The following is a 25,176-nucleotide window of genomic DNA, read 5'->3' on the forward strand; positions in this document are numbered from 1 at the left end:
GACCGCTCCCGACCGAGCCGGCTCGAGGCGTCGAACACCCAGCACACACCGGCTCCGGAAGGCCGAAGTGCTGGTCGGGGCACACCCCGAATCGGATAGGACGTAGCCTGGCGAGGGAGGTTCGGTGGTTCGACCGTGAATGACACCCGTGTTGTTCGGTTAGATTGGAAGAGCCACCAGGCACGATGCAAGAGGGTCGAGACCTGTCAACGAGCGACGGGTCACCACAATCGAGGAGAACAGGCCATGGCTTTACCAGTATTGACACCGGAACAGCGCACCGCGGCGCTGGCCAAGGCGGCCGAGGCACGCACTGCGCGGTCGAAGCTGCTCGCATCCGTCAAGTCCGGCGAACTGAGCGTCGCTGACGTCCTCGCCAAGGCGGAGAACGACGAGATCGTCAAGAAGACCAAGGTGTCCGCGCTGATCAAGGCCCTGCCGGGCGTTGGATCCGTGCGCGCCGCACAGCTGCTCGAGCAGCTGTCCATCGCAGATACGCGCCGCATCGGCGGCCTCGGCGCAAACCAGCGCGAAGCGCTGCTCGCTGCCGTCGCATCCTGATTCACATTTTCACGGGTCGTTCCTGCAGGCTCCACGCCTGATCCTGCGATAACGCGTTGCCTGCAGGGCTAGCATTTCGACCATGAACGTCGAAGTGACCCTGCTGCCCGGAATCGGGGTGCGGAAAGATTTTGCCCTCGCTTCCGGGCGCCGCATCGGCGTCATCACCCGCAAGGACGGCGCGAACGAGTTGATCGTTTCGCGCAAGGACGACCCCGATGCGACGCAGGCGTCCATCACCCTGAGCAATGAGGAAGCGGCGGCCCTGGGCAATCTGCTCGGGTCGCCGCAACTCATTGCTCAGCTCGGGGAAGAGCATCGCGATCTCCCCGGAATCAACACTCGTCAGCTCCCCATTCGCGCGAATTCACGGTTCGTCAGCCGCACACTCGGCGACACCGCCATGCGCACCAAGACCGGAGTATCCGTCGTCGCTGTCATGCGCGCCGGCCAGGTACAACCGTCACCCACCCCCGACTTCACGCTCGCCGCAGGTGACCTGCTGGTCGCCGTCGGCACCGCGGACGGACTGGACGCAGCAGCCAAGTTGCTCGGCAATGCCTGAGATCAGTCGGGGCTGACCCGTGGCCGAGAGCGCGCTCGCCCTCACCGAGCTGGGTGCCGTGTTCTTCGTTCTCGGACTTCTCGCTCGTCTCGCCGGCCGGATCGGCGTCTCCCCCATCCCGTTCTACCTGCTCGGCGGACTGGCCTTCGGCAACGGCGGATTCGTCAACCTCGGCGGCATCGACGAGTTCAGCGAGATCGCCAGCGAAATCGGCGTCATCCTGCTGTTGCTGCTGCTCGGCCTCGAATACACCGCAACCGAGCTCGTCACCGGCCTGCGTCGATCGTGGATGGCCGGTCTGGTCGACATCGTCCTCAACTTCGCGCCCGGTGCCGTCGTCGCGCTGCTGCTCGGCTGGGGCGGAGTCGGGGCGCTCGTGATGGGCGGCGTCACGTACATCTCGTCGTCGGGCATCATTGCCAAAGTTCTCACCGACCTGGGCCGACTGGGAAACCGCGAAACCCCGGTCGTGCTGTCGATCCTGGTGTTCGAGGACCTGGCCATGGCCATCTACCTCCCGATCCTCACCGCCGTCCTGAGCGGAGTCAGCTTCCTCGGCGGACTCGAAGCCCTCGGCATCTCACTGTTCGTCATCACCTTCGTGTTGGTCGTCGCGCTGAAATACGGCAGATTCGTCTCGGCGATCGTCGACAGTCCCGACCGTGAGGTCGTGCTGCTCAAAGTCCTCGGGTCCGCCCTGCTGGTGGCCGGCATCGCGTCGGAACTGCAGGTCTCGGCGGCCGTCGGTGCGTTCCTGCTGGGAATCGCGATCTCCGGGTCGACGGCCGACAACGCGACCCGCGTCCTCGAACCCCTACGCGACCTGTTCGCTGCGATGTTCTTCGTCGTGTTCGGTCTGGGCACCGACCCGTCGACCATCCCGCCCGTGTTGGGCTGGGCCGTCGTACTCGCCGTCACCACCGCCGCGACCAAGATCGCGACGGGCTGGTGGGCAGCAGGTCGGCAGGGAATCGGCAGGCCGGGACGACTACGCGCCGGTGCGGCTCTGGTGGCGCGCGGAGAGTTCTCCATCGTCATCGCCGGACTGGCCGTCGCCGCGGGAGCTGTCGAAGGCGAACTGGCGGCCCTGGCGACGGCGTACGTGCTGCTGATGGCCATCCTGGGGCCGATTGCTGCCCGCGTCGTCGAACCCGTCGCGAAGGTTGTGCTCCGGACCAAGCCCGCGGTGTGATTGGCTTTTCGACATGGCAGACAAGCGGACGGCTCTGAGGCGACGGCCGCAGTTGTCCGAGGAAGTCGCCAGCCACGTCCGGCACCTGGTGATGTCCGGAGAGGTGAGTCCGGGAGACTTCATCCGGCTCGACGAGACCGCAGCCCAGCTGGGCGTCAGCGTCACCCCGGTGCGTGAGGCGCTACTGACCTTGCGCGGTGAGGGCATCGTCGAGCTCGTCCCCCACCGCGGCTATGTGGTGTCTGCGCTGACGCCGAGCGACATCGTCGACATCTTCTGGCTGCAGGGTGAGATCGCGGTCGAACTCGTGCGCCGGGCGGCACCGAAGATCACCGAGGTCGAACTGGATCGACTCACCGAGCTCACCGACGCACTGTCGGTCGCCGTCGAGAACGGCAAGGCCGAGGACGTCGAGAACATCGAGTTCGAGTTCCATCGTGTGCTGAACCGTCTGGCCGAGTCGGCCAAGTTGGCGTGGTTTCTCAACAACGCCACCCGCTATACCCCGACCCGTCTCTACGCCACCGACCGTGACTGGGGCCGAGCAGCCGTGCGCAATCACGAGGAGCTGATCGCGGCCCTGATTCGAAACGACATCGACGCCGCCTGCGAATTGATGAAGCAACAATTCACAGACGGCGCCGAGAGGTTGATCGCGCATCGCGGGTGACAGCGCTACGCGCACGTGAGTGGAAACTCGTAGCCTGCTACGCGTTTCCACTCACATGGGGTCAGCGCAGCGAGGCCGGAACCTGGAAGCGCTCTCCGTACTTCTTGGCCAATTCGTCCGCGCGAGCGACGAATCCGGCCTGACCACCCGGGTAGCCGACGACGTACTGGTGCACGCCACCCGTCCATGCCGGGAAGCCGATGCCGAAGATCGAACCGATGTTGGCGTCGGCGGTGGTATTCAGGACACCCTCGTCGAAGCACTTCTGCGTCTCGATGGCCTCGATGAACAGCATGCGTTCCTTGAGGTCCTCGAACGGGATGTCCGCCGAACCCGACTTGAACGCATCACGCAGTCCGGGCCACAGGCCGGCGCGCTTGCCGTCTTCGTACTCGTAGAAGCCCGCACCCTTGGCCTTCGACGGACGCTCGAACTCGTCGACCATCTTGTCGATGACCTCGCCGGCCGGATCCTCCGGAGGCGTTCCACCGGCAGCCTTGATGGCGTCGTAGGTTTCCTTGCGGATCTTCTGCATCAGGTTGAGCGTGAGCTCGTCCGAAAGCTGCAGCGGCGCAGCCGGGTAACCGGCCTGCAGACCGGCCTGCTCGATGGTCGACGGCTCGACGCCCTCGCCCAGCATCGCAATGGCCTCGTTGATGAACGTACCGATCACGCGAGAGGTGAAGAATCCACGACTGTCGTTGACGACGATCGGCGTCTTCTTGATGAGCTGCACCAGGTCGAATGCCTTGGCCAAGGCCGCATCCGACGTCTTCTCGCCGCGAATGATCTCCACCAGCGGCATCTTGTCGACGGGTGAGAAGAAGTGGATGCCGATGAAGTCTTCCTGACGCTTGATGCCCTGAGCGAGGCTCGTGATGGGCAGCGTCGAGGTGTTGGAACCGAGCAGCGCCGTCGGATCGACGAGGTCCTCGATCTCCTGGAAGACCTTCTGCTTCAACTCTTCCGACTCGAAGACGGCCTCGATGACGAGGTCGGCACCTTCGACGTCCTTGGCATCGGCGGTCGGGTGGATGCGTGCGAGCAGAGCGTCCGACTTCTCCTGGGTGGTCTTGCCACGCGAGAGTGCCTTGGCCTCGATGGCCTCGGAGTACGCCTTGCCCTTCTGCGCCGACTCGATCGCAACGTCCTTGAGCACCACGTCGATTCCGGCCTTGGCACACACGTACGCGATGCCCGCGCCCATCATGCCTGCGCCGAGAACCGCGACCTTGGTGAAGGTGGTCTTCTCGATGCCGTCGGGACGAGACTTACCGGCGTTGATCGCCTGCAGGTCGAAGAAGAACGCCTGAATCATGTTCTTGGACACCAGACCGGTGACCAACTCGGTGAAGTACCGCGACTCGATGGTGCACGCATTGTCGAAGTCGACCTGCGCACCCTCCACCGCCGCAGCGAGAATCGCGCGCGGAGCCGGCATCGGTGCGCCCTTGATCTGCTTGCGCAGGTTGGACGGGAAGGCAGGCAGGATCTGCGCGAGCTTCGGGTTCGACGGCGTGCCGCCGGGGATCTTGTAACCCTTGACGTCCCACGGTGCGACGCCACCCTCGGGGTTGGCCTTGATCCATGCCTTGGCGGTGGGCACCAATTCGTCGATGCTGCCGACCAATTCGTGAACCAGACCGATTTCGAGAGCCTTGGCCGGACGGAACCGAGTGCCCTGAGCGAGGACCGTCATGAAGCCGGTCTGGATGCCGAGCAGTCGCGTGATGCGGGCAACGCCGCCGCCGCCGGGCAGGAGGCCGAGCGAGACCTCGGGCAGACCGATCTGCACGCCGGGAACATCGGCCGCGATGCGGTGATGCGTTGCGAGAGCGATCTCGAGTCCGCCGCCGAGTGCCGCACCGTTGATGGCGGACACGACCGGCTTGCCGAGCTTCTCGAGCCGACGCAGCTGTCCCTTGACTTCCTGGACCTCGTCGAACACCCGCTGGGCGTCCTCGGGCTTGGCTTCGATGAGGGTGTGCAGATCGCCGCCGGCGAAGAACGTCTTCTTGGCGGAGGTCAGCACGACTCCGGTGATGCTGTCCTTCTCGGCCTCGAGGCGGTCGACCGTCGCGCCCATCGAGTCCTTGTACAGCTGGTTCATCGTGTTGGCGCCCTGGTTGGGGTCGTCCATCGTCAGAACGACGATGCCGTCGGCGTCCTGGTCCCACTGAATCATGTTGTCAGACATCGTTCTACCTCAGACTCGCTCGATGATGGTGGCAACGCCCATGCCGCCGCCGATGCACAGGGTGATCAAGGCGTACCGGCCGCCGCGGCGCTCGAGCTCGTCGAGCACGGTGCCGGTGATCATGGCTCCGGTGGCACCGAGCGGGTGGCCCATGGCGATGGCGCCGCCGTTGACGTTGAGCTTCTCGTTCGGGATCTTCAGATCCTTCTGGAAACGCAGCACCACGGAAGCGAACGCCTCGTTGAGCTCGAACAGATCGATGTCGTCGACGGTCAGGCCGGCGGTGGCGAGAACCTTCTTCGACGCCGGGGTCGGTCCGGTCAGCATGATCGTCGTATCGGCACCACTGGTGGCCGTCGCGACGATGCGGGCGCGCGGGACCATGTTCAGGTCCTTGCCCGCCTGCTCGCTGCCGACGAGGACGAGGGCTGCGCCGTCGACGATGCCGGAGCTGTTTCCGCCGGTGTGGACGTGATCGATCTTCTCGATCCAGTGGTACTTCTGCAGCGCCACGTCGTCGAATCCGCCCATGGCCGCGATACCGGTGAATGCCGGGTTCAGCTTGCCGAGCGACTCGACGGTACTGCCCGGACGCATGTGCTCGTCCTGATCGAGGATCAGCAGACCGTTCTGGTCGGTGACCGGAACGACGGACTTGGCGAAGTAGCCACCGGACCACGCCGCTGCGGCGCGCTCCTGGGACTGGACGGCATACGCGTCGACGTCCTCGCGGGTGAATCCTTCGATGGTGGCGATCAGGTCGGCACCGATGCCCTGCGGGGCGAAGTAGGTGTCGTAGTTGGTGGCCGGGTCCATGGCCCATGCGCCGCCGTCACTGCCCATCGGCACGCGAGACATCGACTCGACGCCGCCGGCAACGACCAGTTCGTCCCAGCCCGAGCGCACCTTCTGCGCGGCCAGGTTGACGGCCTCGAGGCCCGACGCGCAGAAGCGGTTGAGCTGGAAGCCGCCGACGGTGTCGGGCATCTTGGCTGCGAGCACGGCCGTGCGGGCGATGTCGGCACCCTGATCTCCGACGGGCGAGACCACGCCCAGGATGAGGTCGGAGATTCGGTTCTCGTCCATGTCGGGGAAACGTCGACGGAGCTCGTCGATCAGCCCGGTCACCAAGGAAATCGGCTTCACCGAATGCAGGGAGCCGTTCTTTCCTTTACCTCGGGGAGTCCTGATGGCCTCGTAAATGAATGCCTCTGTAGTCACAGCGCGCAGTTCCTTCCACATACTCGATCTTGTCGCGATCGCCGTGCCGGCCGATCGCGTCGGTGCGAGGCCATGACAGACCTCAGCTCATGCCACAGTAAGTTGGCATACCGATCCGACATAAGGACCGAAACGAGCGTTTCGCATGACCCACGATGCGGTTCAGGTTTGAACGACCCCGTCATGGGAAATTACGATGCGTCAGATCGACCGAAGGCGAAAGAAGACCGACCATGGAAACCGACAACGAACCGACCGTGGGCGCTCGCGTCAAGGTACGCACTCGCAACGACGACAAGTCCGGAGCCGACAGTTCTGGATCCGACGCCTACGAGACCGGCGCTATCGTCGACGACTTCGGAGTCCAAGCGACCGACAGCACCTCGCGGGACTGGGCCGTCGCCAAGCGTTGGGCCGTCGCTCTCGACAGCGGCCGACTGGTATTCGTCGACACCGACGATCTCACGCTCGCCTGAGCCTCAGATCTCCTTGAGCGGTACCGCTCCGAGTTCGCTCACCAGCAGCTCCATGGCGACCGTTTCCGGGTCCCGACGAACCGACGGGTCCGCGGGTTCGGCCGCGGCCTTGAGCAGTTCTTCCTCGTCCTCCGGCGTCTCCGGAGGCGGCGGACCTACCGGCTCGGGATCATCGGGATAGTCCGGGGCCTCGGGCATCGGAATATCTGCGTCCGATCCATCGCCCGCTGAACCGAAACCGTCCGACGTCGGACGGGGAGCCCCTGCCTGGCTCGGCCTCGAGAACTTCGGCAGCGACGCGGGTTTCGCTGCCGGTTCATCTTTTTTTGCTGATGACGGTTCCGGTGGTGCCGCAGCACCCACCAGACAGACCACCGACCATTCGACGCCGAACACGTCACGCAACGCGTCCCGAATGACGTCGGCGTTGCGGGGTTCTTCGAGTCGCTTCGCGAGCGGTGCCGAATCGTGGCCCAGTGTGATGGTGCCGTTCTCGACGGTGCGTACCGACGCACCGGACAACATCACCTCGACGGTCCTGCTTCGCTCTCGTACCTTGGTTCGCACCTCGGACCACACCGCGCGGACGGCCGCCGCATCCGGCTCGTTGGAGGCCGCCGCGGGTGCCGCGACAGGCTCGGGCTCGGATTCGTACACCGGCTCGGGCTCCGGTCCGTACTCGTCCTCGGGCTCCGGCGGAAAATCCTCATGGGACAGCGAAGTTTCCGAATGCTGTTGCGCTGCAGCGGAAGTCGTGACCGGTGCGGGCTCGCGCGCCGGTTCGGGTGTGGGTGCCGGTTCGGGTGTCGGAGCTGGCTCGGGTGTCGGAGCTGGCTCGGGTGTTGGAGCCGGTTCGGGTGTCGGAGCCGGTTCGGGTGTCGGAGCTGGTTCGGGTGTCGGAGCTGGTTCGGGTGTCGGAGCCGGCTCGGGTGCGGGAGCTGGCTCGGGTGCGGGAGCTGGCTCAGGAGCTGCAGGCTCGGGCACCGGAGACGTTTCCGGGACCGCCATGGGTTCGGGTGCCGCGACAGGCGCAGGCGCAGGTGCCGGAGCCGGGGCCGATGCTGGTGCCGCGGGTGCGGACTCGGCGGCCGGCTGTCGCTGGGACGGTCGCTGGAATTTGTTCACCGGGGGCGGGCCGGAGGGTGCAGGCTCGTCGGTCGCGGGCAGCTGTGGTCGTGTCGGGTCTGCGGCTGCCTGTGCCACTGCCGCCTGCTCACCGGCAGGAAGGGTGACGTCCAGGCGACGTTCGACGCGTTCGAGCCTCTGCAGCACCGCCGATTCCGCATCGGAAGCCGAGGGCAGCAGCATCCGTGCGCACATCACTTCGAGCAGCAGGCGCGGCGCGGTGGCCCCTCGCATTTCGCCGAGGCCCGAGTGCACGATTTCGGCGTAGCGAGTCAGCGTCGCCGAGCCGAGCAGGTCCGCCTCGTCGCGGAGCCGTTCGAGGACGTCGCCCGGCACGTCGACCAGGCCACGTTCACCGGCGTCGGGTACGGCCTTCATCAGGATCAGGTCTCGCATGCGATCGAGGAGGTCGATGGCGAAGCGACGTGGGTCGTGGCCCGCGTCCATCACCTTGTCGACGGTGCCGAACAGTGCGCCGCCGTCTCCCGCGGCCAGGGCGTCGACGGCCTCGTCGATCAGCGCGACGTCGGTGACGCCGAGCAGCGACAGAGCTCGCGGGTAGGTGACGCCTTCCGGTCCGGCTCCGGCCAGCAACTGGTCCATGACCGACAGCGAGTCACGCGGAGAACCGCCACCCGCGCGGATAACGAGTGGATAGACCGCGTCCTCGACCGGTACCTGTTCCTGACCACAGATCTTCTCGAGCAGGCCGCGCATCGTCGACGGCGCGAGCAGTCGGAACGGGTAGTGGTGGGTTCGCGAGCGGATGGTGGGGAGCACCTTCTCGGGCTCGGTGGTCGCGAAGATGAAGACCAGGTGCTCCGGCGGTTCCTCGACGACCTTGAGCAGCGCGTTGAAGCCGGCCGGGGTGACCATGTGCGCCTCGTCGATGATGAAGATGACGTAGCGCGACTCGGCCGGGGCGTACACGGCTTTGTCTCGAAGATCGCGTGCATCGTCGACGCCACCGTGGCTGGCTGCGTCCATCTCGACGACGTCGAAGTTGCCGGGCCCGCCCGGTGCCAGTGCGACGCAGGAGTTGCACACACCGCAGGGGGTGGAGGTCGGTCCTTCGGCGCAGTTCAGCGATCGGGCGAGGATGCGTGCCGAGGACGTCTTTCCGCAGCCACGAGGGCCTGAGAAGAGATAGGCGTGGTTGATTCTGTTGGAATCGAGCGCCACGCTGATCGGTTCGGTGACGTGCTCCTGACCGACGACTTCGGCGAACGTCGCGGGACGGTACTTCCGGTAGAGGGCCACGCCCGAAAGGGTACCGGCGACCGACGACAGAGTTGCATCGTGCATCAGTGCGGACCGGCGGACACCGCTCTGATGTTCATGATCGCGAAGCTTTCCCGGCTGCCGGTGGACGTCGACAGCGCGAGTAGCCAGTTGCCGTCCTGCAGCGCGTCCGAGATCGCGTGCCGCACGATTGCGCCTTTGGAGTTCTGATAGTCGATCGAGACGGGTGCGCCGCGCGCTGCGGCGTCGGTCAGCGCATCGAGCTCCCGTGGCAGCAGTCTGCTGTGCCGGCTGAGCGCGGAACGCACCCGTGCGTCGTCGACGGTGCCGGGGTCGCCTGCTTGCAGCAGCCGTGCGAGCTCGCGTGATTCGCGTCGACGTGGTGCTGCGGGTGCGGGGTGCGAGATGCGGGTGGTGTTGGCGCGGACCCTGGTCGCGCTGTCCAGCTCGAGCCGACCGGTGTCGGAGTGCCGCACCGGGGAGTATCCGTGCCTGCGCAGCACCGCGAGAGTGTCGATGGGTGTGGCAGAACTGATCAGGACTGTCGGCGCGAGCCGCTGGAACTGCAGCACCGCCAATGCCTCGTCCGTCTCGATGTTCGTCAGCAGTACGACGTCCTCGGAGACGATGGCGCACGGGATCTTGCGCACGGCCAGTGCGCCGTAGGTGCGCCAACAGTCTCGGATCGTATAGGCCAGGGCTTGGGGAACGTCGGTGTCGGCCATCTCGGCGAGGGCGTCGATCAACTCCTCACCGGTACCACCGGTGTCGAAGAAGTTGCGGATCGTCGCCGGCGTGAAGCGCCAGACCGACGCCACTTCCCGCGACTCGGGTTGCGCGGCCGCACCGAGTATCGACGCCACCTCGGTGCTCGGCGGCCCGGTGACCACTGCGGTCGAATCGGGCAACAGGCGCACCGAGAACGGCACCCATTCGGCCATATCTTGTAGCTGCGTTGCCAGCGCGGAGGCGATCTGGCGCGGATCGCCGTCTCGGCCCACTCGGAAGTCCGTCAGGGTGGCGCACAGATCGGTCGGTGCGCCGTCGACCAGAACTCCGAGGCGGGTGGCCTCGGCCCAGAGTGCGCGCACGTGGCCAAACCCGGCGCTCGTCGAGACGACCGGAATATGCCACTCGAGGTAGCGGGCGAATTCGTCGGGATCGGACAACACCGGCGTCGGGCTGTCGGATCCGCCGAGGCGCAGAAGAGCCGCCAAGGCAGTCGAACGCACGTCTGCGGCCGCGGGATCGTCGAGCATCTTCTTGAGTACCGGCGCGGTCTTCTGGGAGGATCGAGGCACCCGGTGGGTCGGCGTGAAGGGCGAGCACCACCACGCGGCCAACAATGCTGCCGCCTGTTCGGATCGCGAGCTCGTCGACCAGGTTTCGTAGGTCGAGGTCAATGCGACGCCGGTCTTTCCCCGGTCGGCGAGCAACCCGGCTTCGCGCGCCAGCATCAGCATCAACGCGGTGTGATGCTCGTCGGCGAATCCCAGACGAGAAGTCAGCGCACGGAGTTCTTTGGTGCTGATGCCACCGGTCTTCATCATTGCCAGGCCATCGGTGTCGATTGCCGTCAACAACGCCTGCGTGTGCTCACAGAACTGCAGCAAGGCGATGGAGCGCGCTCGCCGCGAGTCATTGTGCGACAGAACACGAGTGGCGAATTCCGGCGGCCTGAGCTCGATGGGCAATCGCCACCCGTCTCCTCGCAGCGCGATGCTCACTTCCAACGGCATCTCGACGCGATGCCCGTCCAATCGATACAGCAATCCGCGCTCGAAGGCGGCGGTACCTGCGGTCGGCGGCACATCGAAGATCAATGACGCCGGTTGTCCATCGACGAAGCGAGACAACATCTCTCGCATCTCGGGCGGGCCGTCGTCGAACAAGGCTCGGATACGTTCGGGGGTCATCGCGGCCGCGACGGCGTCGGCGCGTTCGGCTCGATCGAGCGAGGAGTCGACTCCAAGGCGGGTCAACAAAGCAGGTCGGTCCTGCTCGACGGCGCAGTGCAAGAACAACTTTCGCTGCCTACGGGCAAGACCGAATGGGTGCGAGAACACGCCGGACAGATCGACGGGGCGGTACTCGACCGCGTCCGAGCCCTCTGCCGTGTGCGGCCAGATCAGGCCGTAGGCCATCAGCGTGTTCAGGGCCGTATCGATATGCGCCGTCTCGTTCGAGATTCCCTCGCCCGTCCAGTGGCCGATCTCGGCGCGGCTGAGATCCTCCATGAGCGCGAACAACTCGAGCAGGTCGAGCGCACCTCTGTCGAGTTTTCGAGGTAACGCCGCCACCCGCCAGGGCGAGCCGAGCAGTTGCGCGAGCAACCCGAACGAGCGGGGTGGCGGGTCGGTTGCCACGTCCGGTCGACGTCGCAGCAGATCCGTCAGTGCGTCCTCGTCGAGCGAGGCCAGCCACCCCTCGTACGTCCCGATCGTCTCGGTCATCTCGTCCCCCCGGTGCAAGTTCTGCCACAACGTACCGACGGGCACCGACAGACTTATTTGTTCTTGGCTGCCGCTTTCGCTGCCTTCTTGAATTCGCGTACCTCGAGCAGGGACTTCTCGTCGACGACATCGGCGATGGATCGACGTGCACCCTCGTCGCCGTACGCTCCGGCAGCCTTTCGCCACCCGTCGGGCGTCACGCCCATCTGCTTGCCGAGCAGCGCGAGGAAGATGCGCGCCTTCTGGTCGCCATAGCCGGGAAGTGCTTTGAGACGCTTCAGAACCTCGGCACCGTCGGGGTCGTCGCGGGTCCAGATTTCCTGCGGCTTGCCGTCGTAGTTCTCGACGAGAAATGCGGCGAGTCCCTGGATGCGCTTGGCCATCGAGCCGGGAAAACGATGCACGGCCGGGGTCTGCGCGCACAATGCGGCGAAGTCGTCCGGATCGGCGTCGGCGACGGTATCGACTTTCAGATCACCGAGGCGGTCGACGAGCTTCTTCGGCCCGGCGAAGGCGGATTCCATCGGCACCTGCTGATCTAGAAGCATGCCGATCAACAGCGCGAACGGATCCTCGGCGAGCAATGCATCGGCCTCCGGATCGCCGACGAGGTTCAGAGTGCGAGACATGGGCTCGATCCTGCCATGTCCGGCAGTAGCGACCCGATCAGGTGATGGACACCAATTGGGTGATGTCGTCGAAGGGCAGCGGCCCATCCACGACGGCTCCGACGACGGCGCTGTTGAGGATGATCGATCCGCCGTGATTGTCGAGGAATGCGGTATCGGCTGCGTCGCGTCCGGTTGCGATGCGCACCAGGGTCGATCGCGGCGCGAGGCAGGTGGCGTCGACCACTCGCCATTGTCCTTCGACGAAGGCTTCGGCAACTGCGTGGAAGTCCATCGGATCGCAGCCCGGCGCGTACACGGCCACAAGTCGAGCGGGCACGTTCACTGCGCGGAGCAGTGCGACGACGAGGTGGGTGTAGTCGCGGCACACTCCGGCACCGGCGAGGAGGGTGTCGACGGCGCCGTCGATGGGGTCGCTGCTTCCGGGAACGTAGCTCAGCCGAGCTCCCACCCAGGACGACACCTCGGCGAGCAGCTTCTCCGACGGCGGGTACGAGCCGAATTCCGTTGCTGCGAAACCGAAGAACTTGTCTGCCTCGGCGTAGCGGCTCGGCCGCAGATACAGCGACAGGTCGTAATCGGACACCGGTGCCGGGTCGGTGTTGCCGTAGATCGTCGCCGAGTACGACGCTTCGAGCTTGCCGACGTCGGCGTGCAGCTTGTGGATGCGGGTGCCGTGCGCGCCGCTGATTTCCTGCGCTTCGACGGGCTGGCCGTCGAGTGTGAACGAGAGTGCTTCCCACACTTCGGTTCCTGGATGCGGCGCGATCGCGATCTGGAACTCGAGGGTGCTGGCCTCGGTCACATCGACATCGAGGTACGCGGAGACGTCACGTTTCATCGTGCCGATCCTGCCATCTCCGAGCGGTTCTCGCAGACTAAGACTCGTCGGTGGGGCGAGCTCCGGTCACCAGGAAGATGACCCGTTTCGCGACCTCGACGGTGTGGTCGGAATACCGCTCGTAGAAGCGGCCGAGCAACGTGATGTCGACGGCGGCCGGTACACCGTGCGGCCAGTCGGGCGCGGAGGTCAACATGAACAGGCTGCGGTGCAGTGCGTCCATCTCCTCGTCCTGCGTTCGCAGACTCGCGGCGAGTTCGGCGTCCCGCGTCTCGAGCACTCGTTGGGTCGCCTCCGCTTGAGCGATGGCTACCCGACCCATCTCGGTGAACACGCCCTCGACCTCGGGCGGCAGCACATGTGCGGGGTGACGGCGGCGGGCCAACTCGGCGATGTGCACCGCAAGTCCACCCATGCGCTGGAGGTCGGCCACGATGTTGATCCCGGATACGACACGGCGCAGATCGTGAGCAACCGGTGACTGTCGAGCGAGGAAGGCGAAGGCCTCGTGTTCCCATTCGACGGCGAGAGTGTCGATCTCTTCGCGGTACTCGATCGTCTGCTCGGCGAGCACGATGTCGGCGGTGAGCAGCGCGCGCGTGGCGTCAGCCATCGCTCGTTCCGCGATTCTCGACATTTCGGACAGCTCCGACGCCAACGTGTCGAGCGCCTCCGTGTAACTGTCCCGCATGTTCACTCACCCCAACCGCTCGACAGCCCAACCTCAGGGCATTGCAGGGCAGTACCCTGCTGCGCATCCTTCTACACCCTCACACCGCTGTGGGCTCGTTGGAGAACTCGACGGTGTGACGTCGGTCATGCCTGCTGAACACGAACCGATGGCCGACATGGGAGGGAACGCCGAACGGCCCGCGCTCGGTGAGCGCGGGCCGTTCCATCATCGGTTGCCGATCAGCAATTCGACGGGGCGGGCACTCCGTAGAAGCGATCCTTGATCCAGCTCTGAGCTTCGCCGAGACCGAGGATGTCCGGGATCAGATGCCCGGCACCGGAACCCGGCACGATAGCCGGGACCTGCGCGGAACTGAGCTGCACTGTTGCACCCTTGCCGCACCAGTCGCCGGCCAGTTCGACGGCCTGACCGTGGGGCACGATGTCGTCGGAGGTACCGGACTGGATCAGCACCGGGGCATTCGGCGTACGTTCGCCGATCTTGTTCTTGGCCAGGATTTCCTGCGCGACGGGCAACCTGTCCAGCACGACCGACAGCGGCTCGCCGGTCTTGGTGTACTCGTTGGTGCGGTGCAGCCCGACGTTCAGAATCGTCTCTCCGACACACTGATTCGCGACCAGGTTGAGCATGGCCTTGCCTGCGTCGTTGATGTTCTCGTCGACGATCGGCTGCAGACCGGGGTCGGAATTGAGCAGGCCGTTGAGGGTGTAGCCGATCACGCCGGTGAGGATGGTGCCGTCTACCTGCTCGAGGGTCGCCTTCAGATCCGCGGGCGGTGCTCCTGCGTAGGTGCCGACCAGATCGAGTTCCGGGGCGTATTCGTCGGCGATCTCGGCCGCCGCTGCGGCAGCTCCGCCGCCCTGCGAGTAGCCGTAGGCCGCGACCGGGCCGTCGCCGGAGATCTTGGTGCCCTGCAGCTGCTGAGCTGCGCGGGCCGCGTCGAGCACGGCATGAGCCTCGGACGCGCGGTTCACATAGGTGTGCGCGCCCGGCGTGCCGAGACCCTCGTAATCGGTGATCACGACGCCATAGCCCTGGGAGAGAAGCGAATACGCGGCCAGTACCTCGTACTCGACCATGAATCCGAGCGGCGGGGTGTAGGTGATGACGTTGTTGAGCATCTTGGACGGCGCGCACTGATCGCCCTGCCCCTGCGTTCCCGGTGCCAACACCACGAGCGGGCGCGGCCCCGGACCGGTCCACGGCGCGGCCGGGTCGATGTAGGTACCCGTGACAGCGTTGGCGTCGTCGTTGGAATCGGTGCTGCGGTACATGATTCGGGTTGCCTCACCCGGCAGGGTGCCGCCGATGCCCGGCACCGACAGCGCGAGATGCGAAGGCTCGGAACGAATCACGTCGCCCGCCGCGCCGGCAGGCAGCGGGCTCGGCGGAATGTAGAAGTCGGATTCGACGGTCGAACCCGTCGACGGTGCTGCCGACACGGCCGGCGCAGTCACCCCCATGAACACTGCCATCACTGCCACGGCCGAACCGAAGACACGCGTCGAACGCAAATCGAACCCCCAACGTCTGAACACCTGCTGCCAGGTGTGCGCTACCCCGCGTAGCACTTACCGTGACGCACCTTACGTGACGGCGCACACAACGTACAGACCGAAGTTGGACGAATCACCAGTCAGCGGCGGCGACCGTGCATGGCCGCCTTCGCCGTATCCACTTCGTCGTCGGTGAAGGGACGTCCGGGGAGCTCCGATCGGGGTACCGAATCACCGCGCAGGCCGTCGAGCAGCACCGTGAAGTACCGACGCCAGTTCGCGGGATCGACATGACTGGAGAACTCGACGGTCGAGCCGATCATCCCCAGCACCGGATAGAAGTCGGTGACGGCCACATCGGGACGCAGCTGACCGGATTCGAGGGCGCGATCGACGATTTTCGCGAAGAACGGATCGATCCGTCGGCGCATCTCCGCGATGCCGCGGCACCCCTCGTCCGACCCGAGGACCACATCACCGAGCCCGCGGTCGGAGGCCATTTCCTCGCATACGTCCGAGAGAAAGCCCACCAACCCACTCCAGGGATCCTCCGCTTCGAGGGCGCGTTCGGCACTGGCGAGCATTCCTTCGAGGCGCTGCTCGAAGACGCCGTCGATGAGCTCTTCCTTGCACGAGAAGCGGCGATAGACGGTGCCGACGCCCACCTTGGCGTGTGCGGCGACGTCGTCGAGCGTGATGTCGATACCGCGGGAAGCGAACAGGTCGCGAGCCGCGTCCACGATGCGGCGTCGGTTGCGTTCGGCATCCGCCCGTAGGGGCTTCGATGCCGCTGTGTCCGCTCTCACACTCATTCGATGTCCGTTTCACCCGATAAGCGGAGGACATTCCTCCACTTAGCTGCTACCTTTGCCCTACAACCGGAGGATACACCTCCGCATAGTCGAACCGAGGACACCATGACCACCCTTTCATCGGAGAACGTGGACGGCGCAACGTCGACCACGACGCCGGCGGACGAGCGTGCGCACCGGAATCGCTGGTTGATTCTCGCCACTCTCGGACTGGCCCAGCTCATGGTCGTGCTCGACGCGACCATCGTGAATATCGCACTCCCCGCCGCCCAGCTCGATCTGGGCTTCGACAACGCCGACCGCTCCTGGGTCGTCACCGCCTACGCACTCGCGTTCGGCAGCCTGTTGCTCCTCGGTGGACGCTTGAGCGACCTCTTCGGTCGACGTAACACCTTCCTCATCGGCCTTGTCGGCTTCGCGCTGATGTCGGCAGTGGGCGGTGCGGCCGTCAACTTCGGCATGCTCGTCGCAGCCCGCGCCGGTCAGGGCGTCTTCGGTGCACTGCTGGCACCCGCGGCCCTGTCACTGTTGGCCACCACCTTCACCGACACCAAGGAACGCGCCAAGGCCTTCGGCATCTTCGGTGCCATCGCCGGCGGCGGCGGCGCACTGGGTCTACTGCTCGGCGGCATGCTCACCGAGTGGGCCAACTGGCGCTGGAGCCTGTACGTCAACCTGATCTTCGCTGCGCTCGCCTTCGTCGGAGCCTTCCTGTTCCTGGCCAAGCACAAGGTCGACGTCCGGCCCAAGCTCGATATCCCCGGAACGATCGCCGTCTCCGCCGCGCTGTTCTCGATCGTCTACGGCTTCGCCCACGCCGAGTCCGACGGCTGGAGCAACCCCGTCACCCTCGGCTTCCTTGCGGCAGGTGTCGTTGTTGTCGCTGTCTTCGTAACCATCCAGAATCGCGTCGAACACCCTCTGCTGCCGCTGCGCATCGTTCTGGATCGCACCCGGGCCGGATCATTCCTCGCGGTGTTCGTCACCGGCGCAGGCATGTTCGCGGTGTTCCTGTTCTTGACCTACTATCTGCAGAGCACGCTGAAGTACACCCCGATCACCACCGGGTTCGCGTTCATGCCGATGATCGCGTCGCTGATCCTCACCGCGACACTGTCGACGGCACTGATCCTCCCCCGGTTCGGACCACGCATCCTGATGACGACCGGCCTGATCGTCGCGTCGATCGGAATGGGACTGCTCACCCAGATCGATCTGGACAGCAGCTACGTCACGCACATCCTGCCCGGCTTGATCATCATGGGCCTCGGACTCGGTGCCACCATGGCACCGGCCATGCAGGGCGCAATCTCGGGCGTCGCCCCGGACGACTCCGGAGTCGCGTCGGCAACGGTGAACACCATGCAGCAGGTGGGCGGCTCGATCGGCACCGCACTCCTGAGCACCGTGGCAGCCAACGCCGCCACCAGCTACGTCAGCTCCAACATGGCGACGGCAACCGATGCGGCTCTGCTGCAGGCCAACGCCGAAATCGCGAGCTACACGACCACCTTCTGGTGGGCGTCGGGCATCTTCCTACTGGGCGCGGTGCTCTCGGCCACGCTCCTGAAGAAGGGGCCGTTGCCCTCCGCTCCCGAAGGTGCGGTTGTCGTCGGGCACTGAGAGCGGCTTCGCCGCATGTGAGTGGAAACGCGTAGCCTGCTACGAGTTTCCACTCACATGCGTTCAGCCTTCGAGCAGCTTCTCCGTCGCGGCCAGCAGAACGCAGGTTGCGACGCCGTCCATCGACTTCTCCAGCTCACCGAGCGACGGGAAGCTCGGGGCGAGGCGAATGTTCTTGTCTTCCGGATCTTTTCCGTACGGGAAGGCCGAGCCGGCGGCCGTCAGAGCAATTCCGGCATCCTTGGCCAGCGCGATCGACCGCGCAGCCGTCCCTTCGAGCACGTCGAGGCTGATGAAGTAACCACCCTTGGGTTCGGTCCACGACGCGATCTTCGAGGCACCGAGCCGGTCCTCGAGAATCTGCTGCACCAGCGCGAACTTGGGCTTCAGGATCTCGCGATGCTTGGCCATGTGCGCCCGCACCCCCTCGGCGTCACCGAAGAAACGCAGGTGCCGCAGCTGGTTGAGCTTGTCCGGTCCGATGCTCTTCTTGCCGAGGTGCTTCTGATACCAGGCGAGGTTCTCCTCGGAACTGCCGAAGAAGCTGACGCCCGCACCGGCGAACGTGACCTTCGAGGTCGACGCGAACACGAACGCACGATTGGGGAAACCTGCCTTGGCCGCCATGCCGATGACGTCGTAGGACGGCGCGAACTCGTCGGTCAGCGGATGCACCGCGTACGCGTTGTCCCAGAACAGACGGAAATCGGGTGCGGCTGCGGGCATCGTTGCCAGCGCGCGAACGACTTCCTCCGAGTAGACGGCACCGGTGGGATTGGCGTAGTTCGGCACGACCCACATGCCCTTGATCTGCGGATCCGACGCCACCAAGTTGGCGATCTCGTGCACATCGGGTCCGTCGGGACCCATCGGCACCGAAATCATCTCGATGCCGAAGCTCTCGGTGATCGCGAAGTGACGGTCGTAGCCAGGGGCCGGGCACAGGAAGCGAACGTTCGGCTCAGCCGACCACGGGCGCGGCGAATCCGACAGCCCGTGCAGCAGAGCCCAGACCACCAGGTCCTGCATGATCTCGAGGCTGGCGTTGTTACCGGCCACCAGGTTCTTCACCGGGATGCCGAGCAGTTCACCGAAGATGGCACGCAATTCCGGCAGACCCGCGAGGCCACCGTAGTTGCGGCAATCGGTGCCGTTGCCGTCCTTGTAGTCCGCGCCGGGGAGCGTCAACAGATCAGCAGCGAGATCGAGCTGCTCAGGCGACGGCTTGCCGCGGGTGAGATCCAGCTTCAGATCCTCGGCTTTGAGCTGCGTGTACTTCGCGCTCTGCCGCTCGTGCTCGGAGGCGAGCTCCTCATGGTTCATCAGACCCAACTGGGTTTGCGCTGGCATGCGGAGCGGCCTCTCGGTGACTGGGTTCCCCGGACAGTGTCTATGTCACTGAAATAAAGGGGACCCCGCGCACCCGGCAGAGCCCATTGACCCTTGCTGCCTTCCGGCCCTGGGGGAGTTCACAGGATGCGCGCCGCGCGGGATCCGTTAGGAAGTGTAGCCGCCTCCCGTCGAGCAACGCATCACCACCCTTCGCGCCTCCCGATTTGGGAGATGGTGGGGGTAACCGGGTAAGCTCTCCCACGGAGGATTCGCCTAGTGGCCTATGGCGCTCGCCTGGAACGCGGGTTGGGTTAACGCCCTCAGGGGTTCAAATCCCCTATCCTCCGCCAGAGAAGCCCCCGTGACCTGTCACGGGGGCTTCTTGCTGTTCGGGGAGGGGTGCTCCGGTTCGCGCCCACCCGTCTCCCGATCAGCCCACCCGTCTCCGGATCAATGGGCGTTCGAGTCCGTCTGAGTGCAACAAAGCCGCATTCATCCGGTGGGGTGCGGCGACCCGATCCGGATGAATGCGACTTTGTTGCAATCTGAGCGACTGAAACCCACATTGATCCCAAAGTGGGGGGCGCAGCAGACGGGCGGCAACGAATCTAACGAGCCGACCAACCACCATCCATGGTGTAGGACGCCCCGGTGACCATGCCTGCGTTCTCGGAGGTCAGCCATCCCACCAGTGAGGCGACTTCGGCCGGTTCGACGAGTCTCTTGATGGCGGCTTCGGTCAACAGCACCTTTTCGAGTACTTCGTCCTCGGGAATCCCGTGCGCCTTGGCTTGATCGGCGATCTGTTTTTCCACCAGCGGTGTGCGGACGTATCCGGGGTTGACGCAGTTGCTCGTCACGCCGTGCGCGGCACCTTCGAGGGCTGTCACTTTCGACAGTCCTTCGAGTGCGTGTTTGGCGGTGACGTAGGCGACCTTGAATTCCGATGCCCGCAGTCCGTGCACCGACGACAGATTGATGACTCGGCCGAACCGGCGGGCATACATCCCAGGCAACGCCGCACGAATCAGCAGGAACGGTGCCTCCACCATCAGCGTCTGAATGCGGCGGAACGCGCCCGGGTCGAAGTCGACGATCGGTGCGACGGTTTGGATACCCGCATTGTTGACGAGGATGTCGACGTCCAACCGAAGGTCGTCCAGCGCGGTGGTGTCGAGCAGATCGACCGACCACACCTCACCGTCGAGCTCGGCCGCCAATTCCTTTGCTGCGACGTCGTTCACGTCGGCGATGGTGACGCGGGCACCGCGGCCGGCGAGCTCACGTGCGCACGCGGCCCCGATGCCGGACGCTCCCCCGGTGACGAGGGCGGAGCGTCCGGTCAGGTCGGTCACCGCTTTACACTCGGATCGAGCAGACCGGCCTTGGCCAGCTCGGCTTCGGTGGCCAGGTTCTTGGCGTCGGCGATGTCGATGCTTTCGAGCGCCAATCCCTTTGTCTCCCTGGCTACGATGACGGCAACCACGGTGATCGCGCAGGCCACGGCCAGGTACACCGCGATGGGCACGGACGAGCCGTAGATGTCGAGCAGCTTCACCGCAATGATCGGGGCCAGCGAGCCGGCGACGATCGAGGTGACCTGATAGCCGAGGGACACACCGGAATACCGCATCCGCGTCGGGAACATCTCGGCCATGATGGCCGGCTGCGTGGCGTACATGAAGGCGTGGAACATCAGGCCGATGATGATGGCCAGCAGGATCACGACGTTGTGGCCGCTGTTCATCATCGGGAAGGCGAAGAAGCCCCACGTTGCCGCGGTGAGGGCACCGGCGAAGTACACCGGACGGCGGCCGATGCGGTCGGCGAGCCTGCCCACCAACGGAATTGTGCAGAAGTGGATCGCGTGGGCGATGAGCATCCACCACAGGATCGTGGAGGTGTCGGTGCCGACCTCCACCTTGAGGTAGGTGATGGAGAAGGTGACGACGAGGTAGTACATGACGTTCTCACCGAAGCGCAGACCCATCGCGGTGAATACGCCACGCGGGTAACGCTTCACGACCTCGAAGACGCCGTACGACGCGGCCTTGATGACCTCGGCCTGCTTGTGTGCCTCGATGAAGATCGGGGCGTCGGAGACCTTGGTACGGATGTAGTAGCCGACGAAAACGATGACGGCAGAGAGCCAGAACGCGACGCGCCAGCCCCAGCTGAGGAAGGCTTCGTCGGACAGGGTTGTCGTCAGGACGAGCAGTGCGACGGTGGCGAGGAGGTTACCGGCGGGGACGCCTGCCTGCGGCCAGCTGGCCCAGAATCCGCGGCTCTTGTTCGGGCTGTGTTCTGCGACAAGGAGAACCGCGCCACCCCATTCGCCGCCGACGGCGAAGCCCTGAATGAATCGCAGGGTCACCAGCAGTGCCGGGGCCCAATAGCCGATGGCCTCGAATGTCGGTAGGCAGCCCATGAGGAACGTGGCACCGCCGACGAGGACGAGGCTGAACTGCAGCAGCTTCTTTCGGCCGTACTTGTCGCCGTAGTGTCCGAAGACGATGCCGCCCAAGGGGCGTGCGACGAAGCCGACGGCGTAGGTGACGAAGGCCGCGAGGATGGCGTCGAGCTCACTGGTTCCGGCCGCGAAGAAGATCTTGCTGAACACCAGTGTGGCGGCGGTTCCGTAGAGAAAGAACTCGTACCACTCGACGATGGTGCCGGCCATCGATGCTCCGACGACCTTCTTCAGGCCGGTGGGGGTGGCATCGGGGTCCGGCTCGGACCTTTCTGCCAGCGGTTGGTCGACGCTCATAGCTTCTCCTGTGTTGCTCGGCACTGCGTGCTCGTGTTTGTGACAGACCACACATGTAGCGGGGTTGGTCTGAGTATTGGTGCAGATCTTTTTCTGCGCAAGAGGCATGGACGCAGGTTCGATCTGCAAAACTGCACACATGACACGCGGTGACGGGAAGGTTCCCAGTGCCGACGACTTGCTGGTCCTGCTCGCCGTCAGTCGAACCGGACGCTACAGCTCCGCTGCCGACGACCTCGGCATCAACCACACGACCATCTCCCGACGCATCGCCGCCCTCGAGGACACCCTCGGCGGACGGGTGCTCACCCGCGCCGGCGGAGGTTGGGAACTGACCCAACTGGGGCACGGCGCACTCGCCGCTGCCGAGGCCGTCGAGAATGCGCTGCAGACGCTGGTCTCGAGCGACGCGGGTGCGCTGAAGGGCGTCGTACGCATCTCGGCCACGGACGGTTTCAGCGCTTACATCGCAGCCCCTGCGGCTGCTCGCGTGCAACGCACCCATCCGCTGGTGTCGGTGGAGATCGTCGCGACCACCAGACGTGCGTCGAGGCAACGGTCCGGACTGGACATCGAGATCGTCGTCGGACAACCGCAGGTGCATCGCGCGGAGGCCATCCGGCTGGGCGATTACGTGTTGGGTCTGTACGCGTCGCAGACCTACGTGGACGAGCACGGCACACCGCAGGTGCCGGCCGACCTCGCCGCCCATCCGTTCATCTACTTCATCGACTCGATGCTGCACGTCGACGATCTGGATCTGGCCCCCAACTTCACTCCGACGATGCGCGAATCGGTGACGTCGACCAACGTCTTCGTCCACGTCGAGGCCACACGAGCCTCGGCAGGCATCGGATTGTTGCCGTGTTTCATGGCCGACCGACACCCCGACCTGCAACGAATCCTGCCCGACGCCATCGCGGTGACCCTGACGTACTGGCTCGTCACCCGCACCGAAACTCTCAGACGACCCGAAGTGTCGGCGGTGATCGACGCGATTCGCGCGGTGGTCACCGAACAACGCTCGGCTCTGCTGGGCGAGAAATGAACGCACGGAACCTACGCCCCACTAGGAGACTCCCCTGATGTCCGATATCGATTTCTATTTCGATCCGGTATGCCCGTTCGCGTGGATGACCAGCAAATGGGTTCGCAAGGTACAGGCCCAGCGCGACTACACCGTCGACTGGCGGTTCATCTCACTGCGCCTGCTCAACTCCCACATCGACTACGACGCCCATTTCCCACCCGAGTACGAGGCCGGCCACACCGCAGGTCTGCGACTGTTGCGGGCCGCTGCCTCTGTTCGTCGTGAGCATGGGTCGGACGCTGTCGGGCCGCTGTATCAGGCCCTCGGAACGCACATCTTCGACACCGAGGCGGTGCCCGACGACGCTGCGAGCCACGGACATCGCGGCACCGCGGCATTCCTCGGGCCGATCCTCGAGGAAGTCGGGCTGCCCACCCATCACACTGCAGCACTCGATGATTCGACGATCGACGACGAGATCCGGGCCGAAACCGATCATGCGCTGTCGCTGACCGGTAAGGACGTCGGCACACCCATCATCGCCTTCGAGCCGCCGGACGGTGTCGCGTTCTTCGGTCCGGTGATCAGCAGGCTCCCCAGCGACGACGAGGCAGTGCCACTGTGGGACAACGTGATCGGACTCGCACGATTCCCCGGCTTCGCCGAGATGAAGCGCAGCATGCGTGAACTCCCCCAGTTGAAGGCACTGGGGGTTACGGAGGACGAGGTTGGCGTACAACAGGATTGGCACGGCGGGAGCCGACGGCAGAAGAAGTGAATTGCCCTTCGAGCTAGTCGGCCAGTACGTCGTCCATGTTGCCGACGTCCGGGGTTCCGGCATCGAGGCCGTAACGCAGGTAGACGGTGCCCTTGCCGTCGACGGCCGGGGGCTCGAGCAGCGTCAGGTTGCTGGGCACGGTGCCGTCGGCGAACACCTTCTTTCCCACTCCGAGAAGAATGGGATGCACCCACAGATCGAGTCGATCGAAGAGCTTCTCGCGCAACAGGGTCTGCACCAGATCGAGACTTCCGACCACCTTGATGTGGTCGTGTCGATCTCGGATCTCACGCACCGCCCCGGCCAGGTCCGGTCCGAGTTGAGTCGAACCGTCCCACCGCAGATCGGGTGTGCCGCGCGAGGCCACGTATTTCGGGATGGTGTTGAACAACGTTGCGAACGAATCGTGTTGATGCGGCCAGTACGCGGCGAAAATGTTGTAGGTACGCCGCCCGAGTAGGAGCGCATCCGTGCCCTCGTATGCGGCGGCGACCTGTGCCCCCGAAACCTGGTCGAGCAAAGGAGCCTGCCAGCCGCCGTAGGGAAAATTCTCGGGGTCTTCCTCCGGGCTTCCGGGTGATTGCGCGACGAGGTCGAGGGTGGCAAAAAGCTCCAGCGTGATGAGGCCCATGATTGCTTGGCTCGATCGGATATCCGGGTGACGATGCACCCGATGCGCGGACACTGGTGGTATGGCCGCACGAATTGACTCGATCGCCGTTCGACGAGGCAGACCTCGCGCGACGAGGAGCCGTTCGACGCCACCGTTCATGAACTCGGCTCTGCCGAGCCAGAGTTGACAGTCCCGACGCGAATCTGGATATGGCCTCCGCGGACAGCGCGGGCCGAAAGATCCTGCAGCAGTGGCGTCATCGCTGTCCACGGATGCGCCTCGATGTCCGCCCCTCCGAGTCGACACGCAAGCTTCGCGAGCGGCGTCCACGCTGCGGCTCGTCCGACGGGCCGCTGCATGTCGACGACGGCAACAACGCCGCCCACCCGCGTAGCCGAGGTCATCGATTCGAGCGCCGCCTGCCATGGCGTCATCAATGACAGCGCGTAGGTGCTGAGGGCCGCATCGAACGGGGCCTGCTCCCCCAGATCGGCGGACGTCAGGGCGGTGGCGTCGGCGGGGATCAATGTGACATTCGTCCACCCCGCGCGGGCAGCTCGAAGTCGGGCCTGTTCGAGCATCTGCGGGCTGGCGTCGATTCCGGTGATCGAGCCGGTCGGGCCGATCATCCGCTGCAACCCGGCGAAGTTCAGCCCCGTCCCGCAGCCGAGGTCCAGAACATGGCTCCCCACAGGCAGATTCATCAGCTCAAAAGCCGCGTCCCGTCCGGCTCGATACACCGGCCATTCGGCGGAGATCACGTCGTAAAGGCGCGCCGAGAAGGTGTACTTGGTCGGTCGTCTCATCTCGGGTCTCTCCAAGGCGCGGGCATAGTGGGAGGTATGGGAATTCGTCGTTC

The 25,176-nt window shown here is 65.1% G+C and carries 22 protein-coding genes, 1 tRNA gene and 1 other RNA gene; 9 read left to right on the forward strand and 15 right to left on the reverse strand.

All coding sequences use genetic code 11. The features are described from left to right. Positions 1 to 246: 246 nt before the first annotated feature. The 4 genes from mihF (at position 247) to CH281_RS08480 (ending at position 2,988) form a co-directional block, all read left to right on the forward strand. Positions 247 to 561: an integration host factor, actinobacterial type gene (gene mihF / locus CH281_RS08465; RefSeq protein WP_008712632.1), complete on the forward strand. Its 315-nt coding sequence runs from the start codon at positions 247 to 249 to the stop codon at positions 559 to 561. A gap of 82 nt (positions 562 to 643) precedes the next feature. Beyond that, positions 644 to 1,126, forward strand: coding sequence for a cation:proton antiporter regulatory subunit (locus CH281_RS08470; RefSeq protein WP_027494547.1), 483 nt, complete (start codon positions 644 to 646; stop codon positions 1,124 to 1,126). Positions 1,127 to 1,145: 19 nt separating this feature from the next. Continuing rightward, entirely contained in the window at positions 1,146 to 2,318 is a 1,173-nt protein-coding gene (locus tag CH281_RS08475; protein WP_032408441.1) for a cation:proton antiporter, read from the forward strand. Between the two features lie 13 nt (positions 2,319 to 2,331). Further along, positions 2,332 to 2,988, forward strand: coding sequence for a GntR family transcriptional regulator (locus CH281_RS08480; RefSeq protein WP_052060936.1), 657 nt, complete (start codon positions 2,332 to 2,334; stop codon positions 2,986 to 2,988). 61 nt (positions 2,989 to 3,049) lie between these two features. Here the strand turns inward: CH281_RS08480 and CH281_RS08485 are convergent, their stop codons facing one another. Both CH281_RS08485 and CH281_RS08490 read right to left on the reverse strand, forming a co-directional pair. After that, positions 3,050 to 5,185, reverse strand: coding sequence for a 3-hydroxyacyl-CoA dehydrogenase NAD-binding domain-containing protein (locus CH281_RS08485; protein ID WP_032399301.1), 2,136 nt, complete (start codon positions 5,183 to 5,185; stop codon positions 3,050 to 3,052). A 9-nt stretch (positions 5,186 to 5,194) separates the two neighbouring features. After that, complete coding sequence (locus CH281_RS08490) at positions 5,195 to 6,406, reverse strand: acetyl-CoA C-acetyltransferase (protein ID WP_027494551.1); 1,212 nt, start codon at positions 6,404 to 6,406, stop codon at positions 5,195 to 5,197. Positions 6,407 to 6,639: 233 nt separating this feature from the next. Here CH281_RS08490 and CH281_RS08495 point away from each other — a divergent pair, with 233 nt between their 5' ends. Further along, positions 6,640 to 6,882 (forward strand): hypothetical protein, encoded by a 243-nt coding sequence (locus tag CH281_RS08495; RefSeq protein ID WP_027494552.1) that lies wholly within the window; start codon positions 6,640 to 6,642, stop codon positions 6,880 to 6,882. Between the two features lie 3 nt (positions 6,883 to 6,885). Here the strand turns inward: CH281_RS08495 and CH281_RS08500 are convergent, their stop codons facing one another. The 7 genes from CH281_RS08500 to CH281_RS08530 form a co-directional block, all read right to left on the reverse strand. Further along, positions 6,886 to 9,267, reverse strand: a complete 2,382-nt coding sequence (locus tag CH281_RS08500) for a DNA polymerase III subunit gamma and tau (protein ID WP_032408545.1) — start codon at positions 9,265 to 9,267, stop codon at positions 6,886 to 6,888. 44 nt (positions 9,268 to 9,311) lie between these two features. Next, positions 9,312 to 11,702, reverse strand: a complete 2,391-nt coding sequence (locus CH281_RS08505; RefSeq protein WP_072691990.1) for a helicase-associated domain-containing protein — start codon at positions 11,700 to 11,702, stop codon at positions 9,312 to 9,314. A gap of 53 nt (positions 11,703 to 11,755) precedes the next feature. Beyond that, positions 11,756 to 12,331: an HhH-GPD-type base excision DNA repair protein gene (locus tag CH281_RS08510; protein WP_027494555.1), complete on the reverse strand. Its 576-nt coding sequence runs from the start codon at positions 12,329 to 12,331 to the stop codon at positions 11,756 to 11,758. A gap of 37 nt (positions 12,332 to 12,368) precedes the next feature. Next, positions 12,369 to 13,172 (reverse strand): transglutaminase-like domain-containing protein, encoded by an 804-nt coding sequence (locus CH281_RS08515; RefSeq protein WP_045841454.1) that lies wholly within the window; start codon positions 13,170 to 13,172, stop codon positions 12,369 to 12,371. Positions 13,173 to 13,209: 37 nt separating this feature from the next. Next, positions 13,210 to 13,863, reverse strand: coding sequence for a phosphate signaling complex protein PhoU (phoU, locus tag CH281_RS08520; protein WP_027494559.1), 654 nt, complete (start codon positions 13,861 to 13,863; stop codon positions 13,210 to 13,212). A 221-nt stretch (positions 13,864 to 14,084) separates the two neighbouring features. Next, complete coding sequence (locus CH281_RS08525; protein ID WP_032408544.1) at positions 14,085 to 15,341, reverse strand: lipase family protein; 1,257 nt, start codon at positions 15,339 to 15,341, stop codon at positions 14,085 to 14,087. A 161-nt stretch (positions 15,342 to 15,502) separates the two neighbouring features. After that, the gene (locus CH281_RS08530) at positions 15,503 to 16,174 is read right to left on the reverse strand and encodes a TetR/AcrR family transcriptional regulator (RefSeq protein ID WP_094693728.1); all 672 of its coding nucleotides are present in this window, start codon (positions 16,172 to 16,174) and stop codon (positions 15,503 to 15,505) included. A 105-nt stretch (positions 16,175 to 16,279) separates the two neighbouring features. Here CH281_RS08530 and CH281_RS08535 point away from each other — a divergent pair, with 105 nt between their 5' ends. Then, a complete protein-coding gene (locus CH281_RS08535) occupies positions 16,280 to 17,797 on the forward strand; it encodes an MFS transporter (protein ID WP_094693730.1) in 1,518 nt (505 codons plus the stop codon). A gap of 63 nt (positions 17,798 to 17,860) precedes the next feature. Here CH281_RS08535 and CH281_RS08540 read toward each other — a convergent pair whose 3' ends face one another. Next, positions 17,861 to 19,147, reverse strand: coding sequence for an aminotransferase class I/II-fold pyridoxal phosphate-dependent enzyme (locus CH281_RS08540; RefSeq protein WP_094693732.1), 1,287 nt, complete (start codon positions 19,145 to 19,147; stop codon positions 17,861 to 17,863). 54 nt (positions 19,148 to 19,201) lie between these two features. Then, positions 19,202 to 19,296, reverse strand: an RNA gene (ffs, locus tag CH281_RS08545) — signal recognition particle sRNA small type. A gap of 95 nt (positions 19,297 to 19,391) precedes the next feature. Between ffs and CH281_RS08550 the strand changes: the two genes are divergently transcribed. Continuing rightward, a tRNA-Ser gene (locus CH281_RS08550) sits at positions 19,392 to 19,479 on the forward strand. Between the two features lie 258 nt (positions 19,480 to 19,737). Here CH281_RS08550 and CH281_RS08555 read toward each other — a convergent pair. Both CH281_RS08555 and CH281_RS08560 read right to left on the reverse strand, forming a co-directional pair. Continuing rightward, on the reverse strand, positions 19,738 to 20,484 hold the full coding sequence (locus tag CH281_RS08555; protein WP_094693734.1) for a 3-hydroxybutyrate dehydrogenase: 747 nt from the start codon (positions 20,482 to 20,484) through the stop codon (positions 19,738 to 19,740). Further along, positions 20,481 to 21,896 (reverse strand): MFS transporter, encoded by a 1,416-nt coding sequence (locus tag CH281_RS08560; RefSeq protein WP_032387980.1) that lies wholly within the window; start codon positions 21,894 to 21,896, stop codon positions 20,481 to 20,483. The genes CH281_RS08555 and CH281_RS08560 overlap by 4 nt, the downstream gene beginning before the upstream one ends. A 139-nt stretch (positions 21,897 to 22,035) precedes the next feature. Between CH281_RS08560 and CH281_RS08565 the strand changes: the two genes are divergently transcribed. Together CH281_RS08565 and CH281_RS08570 are read left to right on the forward strand one after the other, a co-directional pair. Next, positions 22,036 to 22,944, forward strand: coding sequence for a LysR family transcriptional regulator (locus CH281_RS08565; protein WP_094644222.1), 909 nt, complete (start codon positions 22,036 to 22,038; stop codon positions 22,942 to 22,944). A gap of 37 nt (positions 22,945 to 22,981) precedes the next feature. Beyond that, positions 22,982 to 23,704, forward strand: a complete 723-nt coding sequence (locus CH281_RS08570; protein WP_094693736.1) for a mycothiol-dependent nitroreductase Rv2466c family protein — start codon at positions 22,982 to 22,984, stop codon at positions 23,702 to 23,704. Between the two features lie 13 nt (positions 23,705 to 23,717). Here CH281_RS08570 and CH281_RS08575 read toward each other — a convergent pair whose 3' ends face one another. Next, positions 23,718 to 24,335 (reverse strand): dihydrofolate reductase family protein, encoded by a 618-nt coding sequence (locus tag CH281_RS08575; protein ID WP_094693996.1) that lies wholly within the window; start codon positions 24,333 to 24,335, stop codon positions 23,718 to 23,720. Positions 24,336 to 24,472: 137 nt separating this feature from the next. Beyond that, a complete protein-coding gene (locus CH281_RS08580) occupies positions 24,473 to 25,123 on the reverse strand; it encodes a class I SAM-dependent methyltransferase (RefSeq protein ID WP_094693738.1) in 651 nt (216 codons plus the stop codon). Positions 25,124 to 25,176: the final 53 nt, after the last annotated feature.

This window comes from Rhodococcus sp. 06-221-2, assembly GCF_002258365.1.
GTDB classification, from domain to species: Bacteria; Actinomycetota; Actinomycetes; order Mycobacteriales; family Mycobacteriaceae; genus Rhodococcoides; species Rhodococcoides fascians.

Bases quoted from the DNA above. Each gene is read 5' to 3' on its own strand.
- CH281_RS08575 (WP_094693996.1), bottom strand. From the start codon at position 24,335: ATGGGCCTCATCACGCTGGAGCTTTTTGCCACCCTCGACCTCGTCGCG.
- CH281_RS08535 (WP_094693730.1), top strand. From the start codon at position 16,280: ATGACCACCCTTTCATCGGAGAACGTGGACGGCGCAACGTCGACCACG.
- CH281_RS08470 (WP_027494547.1), top strand. From the start codon at position 644: ATGAACGTCGAAGTGACCCTGCTGCCCGGAATCGGGGTGCGGAAAGAT.
- phoU (WP_027494559.1), bottom strand. From the start codon at position 13,863: ATGCGGGACAGTTACACGGAGGCGCTCGACACGTTGGCGTCGGAGCTG.
- CH281_RS08540 (WP_094693732.1), bottom strand. From the start codon at position 19,147: ATGCCAGCGCAAACCCAGTTGGGTCTGATGAACCATGAGGAGCTCGCC.
- CH281_RS08515 (WP_045841454.1), bottom strand. From the start codon at position 13,172: ATGAAACGTGACGTCTCCGCGTACCTCGATGTCGATGTGACCGAGGCC.
- mihF (WP_008712632.1), top strand. From the start codon at position 247: ATGGCTTTACCAGTATTGACACCGGAACAGCGCACCGCGGCGCTGGCC.
- CH281_RS08560 (WP_032387980.1), bottom strand. From the start codon at position 21,896: ATGAGCGTCGACCAACCGCTGGCAGAAAGGTCCGAGCCGGACCCCGAT.
- CH281_RS08565 (WP_094644222.1), top strand. From the start codon at position 22,036: ATGACACGCGGTGACGGGAAGGTTCCCAGTGCCGACGACTTGCTGGTC.
- CH281_RS08570 (WP_094693736.1), top strand. From the start codon at position 22,982: ATGTCCGATATCGATTTCTATTTCGATCCGGTATGCCCGTTCGCGTGG.
- CH281_RS08495 (WP_027494552.1), top strand. From the start codon at position 6,640: ATGGAAACCGACAACGAACCGACCGTGGGCGCTCGCGTCAAGGTACGC.
- CH281_RS08580 (WP_094693738.1), bottom strand. From the start codon at position 25,123: ATGAGACGACCGACCAAGTACACCTTCTCGGCGCGCCTTTACGACGTG.
- CH281_RS08480 (WP_052060936.1), top strand. From the start codon at position 2,332: ATGGCAGACAAGCGGACGGCTCTGAGGCGACGGCCGCAGTTGTCCGAG.
- CH281_RS08505 (WP_072691990.1), bottom strand. From the start codon at position 11,702: ATGACCGAGACGATCGGGACGTACGAGGGGTGGCTGGCCTCGCTCGAC.
- CH281_RS08530 (WP_094693728.1), bottom strand. From the start codon at position 16,174: ATGAGTGTGAGAGCGGACACAGCGGCATCGAAGCCCCTACGGGCGGAT.
- CH281_RS08525 (WP_032408544.1), bottom strand. From the start codon at position 15,341: ATGGCAGTGTTCATGGGGGTGACTGCGCCGGCCGTGTCGGCAGCACCG.
- CH281_RS08510 (WP_027494555.1), bottom strand. From the start codon at position 12,331: ATGTCTCGCACTCTGAACCTCGTCGGCGATCCGGAGGCCGATGCATTG.
- CH281_RS08485 (WP_032399301.1), bottom strand. From the start codon at position 5,185: ATGTCTGACAACATGATTCAGTGGGACCAGGACGCCGACGGCATCGTC.